General features: G+C 70.0%; 7 protein-coding genes. 4 read left to right on the top strand and 3 right to left on the bottom strand.

All coding sequences use genetic code 11. From position 1 onward, the window contains the following. Positions 1–141 precede the first annotated feature (141 nt). The 3 genes from L0U85_RS14730 to L0U85_RS14720 all read right to left on the bottom strand — a co-directional run bounded on the left by L0U85_RS14730 (position 142) and on the right by L0U85_RS14720 (position 4,640). Entirely contained in the window at positions 142–1,719 is a 1,578-nt protein-coding gene (locus L0U85_RS14730) for an alpha-amylase family glycosyl hydrolase (protein ID WP_241378519.1), read from the bottom strand. After that, a complete protein-coding gene (locus tag L0U85_RS14725; protein WP_241378518.1) occupies positions 1,716–3,050 on the bottom strand; it encodes a Gfo/Idh/MocA family oxidoreductase in 1,335 nt (444 codons plus the stop codon). Before L0U85_RS14725 ends, L0U85_RS14730 begins: the two co-directional genes overlap by 4 nt. Before the next feature lie 303 nt (positions 3,051–3,353). Continuing rightward, complete coding sequence (locus L0U85_RS14720; RefSeq protein WP_241378517.1) at positions 3,354–4,640, bottom strand: adenylosuccinate synthase; 1,287 nt, start codon at positions 4,638–4,640, stop codon at positions 3,354–3,356. Positions 4,641–4,766: 126 nt separating this feature from the next. Here L0U85_RS14720 and L0U85_RS14715 point away from each other — a divergent pair, with 126 nt between their 5' ends. The 4 genes from L0U85_RS14715 to L0U85_RS14700 all read left to right on the top strand — a co-directional run bounded on the left by L0U85_RS14715 (position 4,767) and on the right by L0U85_RS14700 (position 8,930). Continuing rightward, entirely contained in the window at positions 4,767–5,591 is an 825-nt protein-coding gene (locus L0U85_RS14715; protein WP_241378516.1) for an acylglycerol kinase family protein, read from the top strand. 81 nt (positions 5,592–5,672) lie between these two features. After that, positions 5,673–7,595 carry a beta-galactosidase gene (locus L0U85_RS14710; RefSeq protein ID WP_241378515.1) on the top strand — a complete coding sequence of 641 codons (1,923 nt, stop codon included), beginning with the start codon at positions 5,673–5,675 and terminating at the stop codon, positions 7,593–7,595. 216 nt (positions 7,596–7,811) lie between these two features. Next, positions 7,812–8,549 carry an SGNH/GDSL hydrolase family protein gene (locus L0U85_RS14705; RefSeq protein ID WP_241378514.1) on the top strand — a complete coding sequence of 246 codons (738 nt, stop codon included), beginning with the start codon at positions 7,812–7,814 and terminating at the stop codon, positions 8,547–8,549. A gap of 129 nt (positions 8,550–8,678) precedes the next feature. Beyond that, complete coding sequence (locus L0U85_RS14700; protein WP_241378513.1) at positions 8,679–8,930, top strand: hypothetical protein; 252 nt, start codon at positions 8,679–8,681, stop codon at positions 8,928–8,930. Positions 8,931–8,934: the final 4 nt, after the last annotated feature.

Below are 8,934 nucleotides of genomic sequence, written 5' to 3'. Positions count from 1 at the left end.
CCAGCACTACCATCCTGACAGTCGCTGCCGCCCTTGGCGCAGATCGACCATCCACGTGAAAGATGCCGCCAGCGCCCGAAGGGCCATTTCCGGCCTCACCGGGGCGCTCCAGCTGAAGCCCGGAACTCAGCGGCAGCGCGTCTAAACCGAACGGCGCAGCCAGATTGTCGCGTCCGGAGGCAGCCGTCCGTCCTCTAGCGCCATACTGGCCACTAGCGGTGTTCCCGGCGGGAGGTCGATCGGCTCCTCGGCCAAGTTCACCACGCAGACGAAGCCCGGCGGGCGCATGAACGCCAGCACCCCTTCGGAGCTCTCCAGCCAGCGCATCCTCCCGTCGCCCAGGGCCGGTTCGGCTCGGCGTACGCGCAGCGCAAGTCGGTACAGCGAGAGCATCGAGTCGGCGTCGGCCGCCTGGCTCTCCACGCTCAGCCTGTGCCATTCGGCTGGCTGCGGCAGCCACGAACCGTCCTCGCCGAAGCCGAACGGCGGCTCCCCACCCGACCACGGCAGCGGCACTCGGCATCCGTCCCGCCCCAGGTCCTTGCCGTTGGTGCGCTTGAACACCGGGTCTTGACGCATCTCGGCCGGCAGATCGAACACCTCGGGCAGGCCAAGCTCGTCCCCCTGGTAGACGTAGACGTTGCCCGGCAGCGCCATCGACAGCAGTGCCGCCGCCCTCGCCCTCCTGGTGCCGAGCGCGAGGTCGCTCGGTAGGTCGTGGCGGCGTCTGGTGAAGCGGGTGTCGTTCCGGCCGTAGCGGGTCACGTGCCTGGTCACATCGTGGTTCGACAGGACCCACGTCGGCGGCGCCGCCACCCGGTGGTGTGTCTCGACGGTCCGGTCGATGACGTCGCGCAGCGCTTCGGCTTCCCAAGCGCACTTGAGAAACGCGAAGTTGAACGCCGTGTGCAGCTCGTCGGGCCGCAGGTAGAGTGCGAAGCGCTCGGCGTCCCGCACCCACATCTCGCCGACGAACGTCCGCTCCGGCTCGTACTCGCTGAGCAGCAGTCGCCAGGCCCGGTAGATCTCGTGGACCTCGGGCCGGTCCTTGTCGGGTTGCCCGCCACCGCGGTCCATATACGAGGGTGCAGCGGCGCCGGGGATGTCGGGGAGCCCCGCGGCCTTGACGAGCCGGTCGGCCACGTCGATGCGGAAGCCGTCGACGCCCCGGTCCAGCCAGAACCGCAGGACCGACTCGAACTCGGCGTTGACCTCGGGGTTCTCCCAGTTCAGGTCCGGTTGCTTCGCGTCGAACAGGTGCAGGTACCACTGGCCGTCCGCCACTGGGGTCCACGCCGGACCGCCGAACCGGGACGGCCAGTTGTTCGGCTCGTCCCGGAAGTGGTATCGCCGCCGCTCGGGCGAGCCGCGGCCGGCGCGCAGCGCGGCCTGGAACCACGGGTGCTCGTCGGAGGTGTGGTTCGGGACGATGTCGATGATGACTTTCAGGCCGTGCCCGTGCGCGTCGGCGATGAGCGCCTCGGCCTCGGCGAGGCTGCCGAACACCGGGTCGATCGCGCGATAGTCGGCCACGTCGTAGCCGCCGTCGGCCATCGGCGAGGCGTACCACGGCGTGATCCACAGGGCGTCGACGCCGAGGTCCCGCAGGTACGGCAGCCGGGAGCGCAGCCCGGCGAGGTCGCCGACGCCGTCGCCGTTCCCGTCGGCGAAGCTGCGCAGGTACACCTGGTAGATCGCCGCGTCCCGCCACCAGGTCATGCCGCCTCCAGGCGAACGGTGCGCCTTTCGAGGCGCGAGCGTTCGGCGGCGAACGCCATCCGGTGACTGTCCAGCGACGCCTTCAACGTGGTGGACGGCTCGCCGCCCCCGGCCAGGGACGTCACGAACGCGTCCATGAGCGCGTCGTCGCCGCCCGAGTGCCCCCGGTGGTCCGGCTCGCCGACTGCGTTCACCGGTCCGGAGTACAGCTCGAACACCTTGTGTCCCAGAGGCTGCCGCGTGCTCTGTCCGACGACGCGCGTCAGCGCGGACTCGGGTAGGGACGCTCGGGGCGAGAACAGGTCGACCTCGACCTGCCCGGTGCGGAGGTTCCCGGCGATCTCCCCGCGTGTTCCGGTCAGGCGCACAGTGCGCGTGTTCTGTCCGGTGAACGCCGAGGTCGACAAGGTCGCGGTCATGCCGTCGGCGAAGTCCATCGTGGTCTGCTGGTGGTCGGGGGCGTCGTTGTCCGAGCGGAAGACGCATCGTCCGTACGGGCCGCGCCGCAGCGCCTCCATGCGGCCCTCGGCGGAGGTGTCCTCGCCGAGCAGTGAGACGGGGAAGCCGTCGACGTGCGCCAGCGCGTCGACGTAGTAGCGCGGCGCGTAGAACGGGCACTCCTCGGCCACCGGGCACCCGTCGAGGCAGTGCTCGGGCGCGCCCGGCGGCGCATGCTCGGGCCGGAAGTACGTCAGCGACCCGACGCTCGCGATGCTGATCGGGGCGGCCCCGGAGAACCACCGGATCGCGTCGAGGTCGTGGGAGGTCTTGGCGAGGACGATCGGGGCCGAGGTGGCGGTGTCGCGCCAGTTTCCACGCACGTAGGAGTGCGCGAAGTGCCAGAAGCCGATGTTCTCCTCGATGCGCATCGTCACGAGTCCGCCGATCGTGCCGGTCTCGACGAGGTGCTTGAGGGTCTGCCAGAACGGCTGGTAGCGCATGACGTGGCAGACCCAGACGCGGGCTCCGCGCGCCTCGGCTGTGGCGGCGAGCCGGTCGAGGTCGGCGGCGGTGGTGGCGGCGGGCTTCTCCAGCAGGATCGGGATGCCGGCCTCGGCGGCGGCGATCGCCGCTTCGACGTGGAGCCGGTCGGGCAGGGAGACCACGAGGGCGTCCAGGCCGGTCCGGTCGGCGTCGGTCACCAGGTCCCGCCAGTCGGGGTACCGGTGCGCGTTCGCCACGCCGGCGGCGTCGGCGAGGCGTTCGCGGCGGTGCGGGACGGGGTCGGCGACGGCCGCGATGCGGGCTCGTTCGGGTCTCTGGAGCACCCATCTGCCGTACGCGTCGGCGCCTCTGGCGCCGGCGCCGAGGATTCCCAGGCGGATCGTCATACGGTTCATCCCTTCTCGGCCCCGGCGGTGAGGCTGCTGATGAGCATTCGCTGCGTGAGGAGGAAGCCGGCCACGTGATGCTGATGGAGCCGGGCATGGGCACGGCTGGCGTGTTCAGCAGGGACGTCCAGGAGACGGGATGGAGGAATCACCCGTTGCACGGGCCGGACGGTCGAGTATGGCGTAAATCGTCCATGTGCGTCACTATAGCGGCACTGAGCGTGCCATAGGTAGAACCGAACCGCTGCGACTCGGGCAAAGCGAAGGGGCGCCGGACGAGCCGGCGCCCCTTCGCAAGTCTATTTAGATCAGTGGGTGGCGGATGATGTTCTCCTCGCGGCCGGGGCCGACGCCGATGACGCTCACCCGGGCGCCGCACAGCTCTTCGAGACGCTCGATGTAGGCCTGGGCGTTCGCCGGGAGCTCCTCGAACTTGCGGCACTCGGAGATGTCCTCCCACCAGCCGTCGAGGTACTCGTAGACAGGCTTGGCGTGGTGGACGTCGGTCTGCGTCATGGGCATGTCCTCGACGACCTCGCCGTCGATCTCGTAGCCCACGCAGATCGGCACCCGCTTGACCTCGGAGAGCACGTCGAGCTTGGTGACGAACAGGTCGGTGATCCCGTTGACGCGCACCGCGTAGCGTCCCAGGACCGCGTCGAACCAGCCGCAGCGGCGGCGCCGCCCGGTGGTGACGCCGTACTCGCCGCCGCGCTTGAGCAGGAACTCGCCGTGCTCGTCGTGCAGCTCGGTGGGGAACGGGCCCGAGCCGACACGCGTGGTGTAGGCCTTGATGATGCCGATCGCGGTGGAGACCTTGCTCGGGGCGATGCCGGTGCCGACGCACGCGCCGCCGGTGGTGGGGTTCGAGGACGTCACGAACGGGTAGGTCCCGTGGTCGACGTCGAGCATCGTCGCCTGCGCGCCTTCGAGGAGGACGTTCTTGCCCGCTTCGAGGGCTTTGTTGAGCAGCAGGCGCGTGTCGGCGATGTAGGGCTTGAGGCGCTCGGCGTAGCCCAGGTACTCCTCGGCGACGGCGGCCGGGTCGATCGCCTTGCGGTTGTAGACCTTCACCAGGATCTGGTTCTTCTCGCGCAGGATCGCCTCGAGCTTCTCGGTGAGGATGCCCGGGTCGAGCAGGTCCTGGACGCGAATGCCCATTCGGGCGACCTTGTCGGCGTAGGTGGGGCCGATGCCGCGGCCGGTGGTGCCGATCCGGGAGGAGCCGAGGTAGCGCTCGACGACGCGGTCGAGGGCGCGGTGGTGGGGCATGATCAGGTGGGCGTCCGCCGAGAGCTTCAGGTTCGAGACGTCGACGCCTCCGGCGGCGAGTTCGTCGAGCTCGGAGATGAGGAACTTCGGGTCCACCACGACGCCGTTGGCGATCACCGGGACGACCCCGGGGGTGAGGATCCCGACCGGGACCAGGTGGATCGCGTACTTCGTGCCGTCGGGCGTCACGACCGTGTGACCGGCGTTGTTGCCGCCCTGATAGCGCACGACGTAGTCCATGTCCGCGCCGAGCAGGTCAGTGACCTTGCCCTTGCCTTCGTCGCCCCACTGTGTTCCGACGACCGCGATCGCTGGCATTTGCCCACCCTCCCGGGAACTTGACCACCCGATTACTTCGTAAGCCTACTGGCTCCGTCCGGCGTCGCGCCTCACCAGGGCCGCGCGCTATGGGTTGGACCTCCATCACACCGTAGAGTCGGCGAGGTGAACGTTGTCGTGCTGACTCTCGTGGAGTCGAACTGCTCCAACACCGGGCCGCGCACCCAGACGCTCCACCTCGTCGACGAGCTGCGGCGGCGCGGCGCGGAGGTGCGCACCGTCGAGGCCTCCACGCCGCAGGAGATCGACCCTGTCGTCGAGGACTCCCAGACCCGCATCGTGCTCGCCGCAGACACCGACGAGCAGGTCAACGCCGTGGTCGCGCGCATGGTGCGGTGCTTGGCGCCCGCGCCGAGCGAACGCGGTGAAAACCTGCCCGCCGGGCGCACGGTCCCCGACCTGCCGCCGCTGGCGATCCTGCCGCTGGGGACGGCGCCGGGGCTGGTCGAGCGCTTCGGCCTGCCGACCGCGCCGGCCGACGTCGCCGAGGCCGCGGTGAACGGCACCGTGCTGCGCACCGACATGATGCGCCACGACGGCGGAGGCGTCTGCCTCGACGGGGTGCGCCTCGGCGGCGGCGACCGCCCTTGGCGCGGCGTGGTGAACCTCGACGACGCGGTCTTGGCCGACGGCTCGGAGCAGATCCTCGCCTGCGTGGTCGCCAACGCGGACGGCTACGCCGCGGCCGACGACCTGGTCCTGGCCGAGCCCGACCCGGCCGACGGCAGGATCGACGTCGCCGTGGCCGTGCCGGTGACCGTGGGGCGCTGGCGCAAGCGGGTCCGCATCGAGGTGCGCCGGGCGCGCGGGCGCGCTGTGGCCGTCCACCCCGACGACGGCGTCACGTTCGTCTCCGACGGCCTGGTCGACGAGCTCAAACGCAAACGCACCTGGTGGGTCGAGCCGGGCGCGGCCGGATGGCTGCGGTAGCCGTCCGCGACGGTGGCGCACGGTAACCGGTTGCCGTAGCCTTGGTCGGGCATCGACCTCTCTGAGCAAAGGAGACCGGCCATGGCTATCGTCTACGGCGGCGATTACAACCCCGAGCAGTGGCCCCGCGAGACATGGGTCGAAGACATGCGCCTCATGCGCGAGGCCGGCGTCAACCGCGTCTCGGTGGGCATCTTCTCGTGGGCCAAGTTCGAGCCCGAGGAGGGCCGTTTCGACTTCGCGTGGTTCGACGAGGTCCTCGACCTGCTCCACGCGAGCGGCGTCGAGGCGTGCCTGGCCACCCCCACCGCCTCCCCGCCGCCGTGGTTCGCCGCGACCTACCCCGAGGCCGTCATGGTCGACGCCCGGGGCCGTCAGCTCACGCACGGCTCCCGTCAGGGCTTCGACCCCTCCTCCGACGTCTACCTCGCCAAGGCCCTGGCCGTCACCGAACAGGTCGGCCGCCGCTACCACGACCACCCCGCGGTCAAGCTGTGGCACATCCACAACGAATACGGCTGCCACAACGCCCGGTCCTACTCGAGGGCCGCGACCGCGAAGTTCCGCCTGTGGCTGCGTGAGCGCTACGGCGACCTCGAAGGGCTCAACGCCGCCTGGGGCACCGCGTTCTGGTCGCAGGCCTACTCCTCGTGGGACCAGGTCTACGCACCGCTCCCGACGCCGACGATCCCCAACCCCGGGCAGGTCCTCGACTTCAAGCGCTTCTCGTCGTGGCAGCTCCTCCAGCTCTACAAGGCCGAGGCCGAACTGCTGCGCTCGATCGACCCGAGCCTGCCGATGACGACGAACTTCATGACCGGCTCGCACCCCGACATCGACCTGTGGGAGTTCGCGGGCGCCGTCGACGTCGTCTCCACCGACCACTACCTCGAAGGCCCGACCGGCCACATCAACCTCGGCTTCGCCGCCGACTTCGCCCGGTCGCTCGGCGGGGGCAAGCCGTGGATCCTCATGGAGCACTCCACCTCCGCGGTCAACTGGCAGGGCCGCAACCGCGCCAAGGCCCCCCGCGAGCTGCTGCGCAACTCCTTCTCGCACCTGGCCCGCGGCGCCGACTCGGTCATGTTCTTCCAATGGCGGGCCTCGAAGCAGGGCGCCGAGAAGTGGCACTCGGGCATGGTCCCGCACGCCGGCACCGACTCCAAGATCTGGCGCGAGGTCTGCGAACTCGGCGCACGCCTGGGCGAGCTCACCGAGATCGAAGGCTCCACCGTCGAGGCGGACGCCGCGATCCTGTGGGACTACCAGAACCTTTGGGCCCAGGAGCACGAGGCGAAGCCGACGACCGACCTCGACCTACAGAAGGTCTTCAACGACTACTACGCGGCGCTGTGGCGCGCCGGCATCACCGCCGACGTCGCTCACCCCGAAGGCGACCTGACAGGCTACCGCCTCGTCGTCGTGCCCGCCCTCTACCTGATGTCGCGGAAGGCCGCCGAGAACCTCAAGGACTTCGTCCGCGGCGGCGGCACCGTCCTCGTCACCGCCTACTCGGGGATCGCCGACGAGACCGACACCGTCTACCTCGGCGGCTACCCCGGCGCGATCGCCGACCTCGTCGGCGTGCGCACCGAGGAGTTCTACCCGCTCATCGACTCCACGGTCGGACTCGTCTCCGGCGGCACGGGCGCGGTCTGGAGCGAGGCGGCCGAGGCCCGCGACGCCGACGTACGCGACACCTACCTCGACGGCACCCCGGCGTGGACGGTCAACCGCTTCGGCGAGGGCGCCGCACATTACCTGACGACGTTCGTCGACGACGCCACCCTCGACCGGATCGTCTCGGCCGCGGCCGCCGACGCGGGCGTCGAGCCGGCCGCGCACGCCCCCGCGGGAGTCGAGGTCGTCCGACGCTCCCACGACGACGGCCGGTCGTGGCTGTTCTGCATCAACCACCTCGACCACGACGCGCAGGTCAAGACCGCCACGACGACTGTCGACGTCCCCGCCGGCGAGGTCGTCGTCCACGCCGAGCACCCGTAAGTCGGACGAGATGCCAAGCGCCCGAAGGAGATCGACGCCTTCGGGCGCTCGGCGACGGAATCCGCGGAAGACCGCTGCACCCACGCTCGCCACTTGATCGAAACCCGATCGTTATCTGTGTGAGGCATTCTGGTCAGCACCCGGTTGGGAGCAGTCCAGACGTTCGATGCGGATTGAAGGTGGGGAGTGGGAGTGCCCGCGGAATTCTCGAGTTTCATGGCGATCGGCGACAGTTTCACCGAAGGGCTCGGCGACCCCGATCCCGACGGCGACGGCTTCCGCGGCTGGGCTGACCTGTTCGCCCACCGGGCGGCCGACTTCTGGCCCGACCTCGCCTACGCCAACCTCGCCATCCGCGGCCGCCTGTTCGACCGCATCGTCGACGAGCAGGTCGTACCCGCGATCAAGCAGAGCCCTGCACTGGTCTCCTTCGCCGCAGGCGCCAACGACGCGCTGCGCCCCGGCTTCAACGCCACCCGGCTGTCCACCCGCGCCCACGAAGTGGTGCGCCTGTTCAAGGCCTCCGGAGCCGAAGTCGTGCTGTTCACCTGCGCCGACGCCACCGCCCACATCCCCGGCATGAAGGTGCTGCGCAAGCGCTTCATCGCCACCAACGACGCCTACCGCCGCGTCGCCGCCCGCCACAAGGCGATCCTCATCGACCTGTGGAAGGACGAGGCCTTCGTCGATGCGCGCCTGTGGTCCGAGGACCGCCTCCACCTCAACTCCCACGGCCACCGCCGCGTCGCCGTCAACGTGTGCGAGGCACTCGGCGTCGAACCCGACCAGGAGTGGCTGGAGCCGCTCCCGAGCCTCGTGAAGGTCCGCCGCGAGATGAACGGGGCAGCCTGGGCCGGCAAGCACCTCGCCCCCTGGGTGAAGCGCCGCCTCACCGGCAAGTCGAGCGGAGATAGTGTTGAACCCAAACGCCCCAAACTCCTGCAGGTGAAATGATGCTCCTCTTCAAACTCGTCGCGGTCCTGGTGCTCATCCTGTTCGCCGCATTCTGGTTCGGCATGCTCATCAAGAAGGGCCGCAAAGACTAGGGCCCGGCCCGTCGGAGGCGGGCGGTAGGCTCCCTGGATGAGTGTTGACCTTCCCGGCATTCCCTTCAGGCTGGAACGGGACCGCGGCCTCGAGCCGCCCTCCAGGCAGGTGGCCGACGCCGGTCTGAGGGCTGCCTCCGCCGGCCCCGCCACGGCCGTGCGCAACGCCGCCGCCCTCCTCGGCACCCCGCCCGACGCCGACCGGCAGCTCGGCGCCCGCATCACCGCCGCCTTCGAACCGCTCGCGTTCAAGGCCGAGACGTTGAAGGAGCTGCGCGACGGAAGCTGAGAGC

Source organism: Glycomyces sp. L485, assembly GCF_022548875.1.
In the GTDB taxonomy this organism is placed as follows: domain Bacteria; phylum Actinomycetota; class Actinomycetes; order Mycobacteriales; family Micromonosporaceae; genus Glycomyces.
Note: the sequence above shows the minus strand (reverse complement) of the source record. Positions and strands in the feature narration are given on the sequence as shown.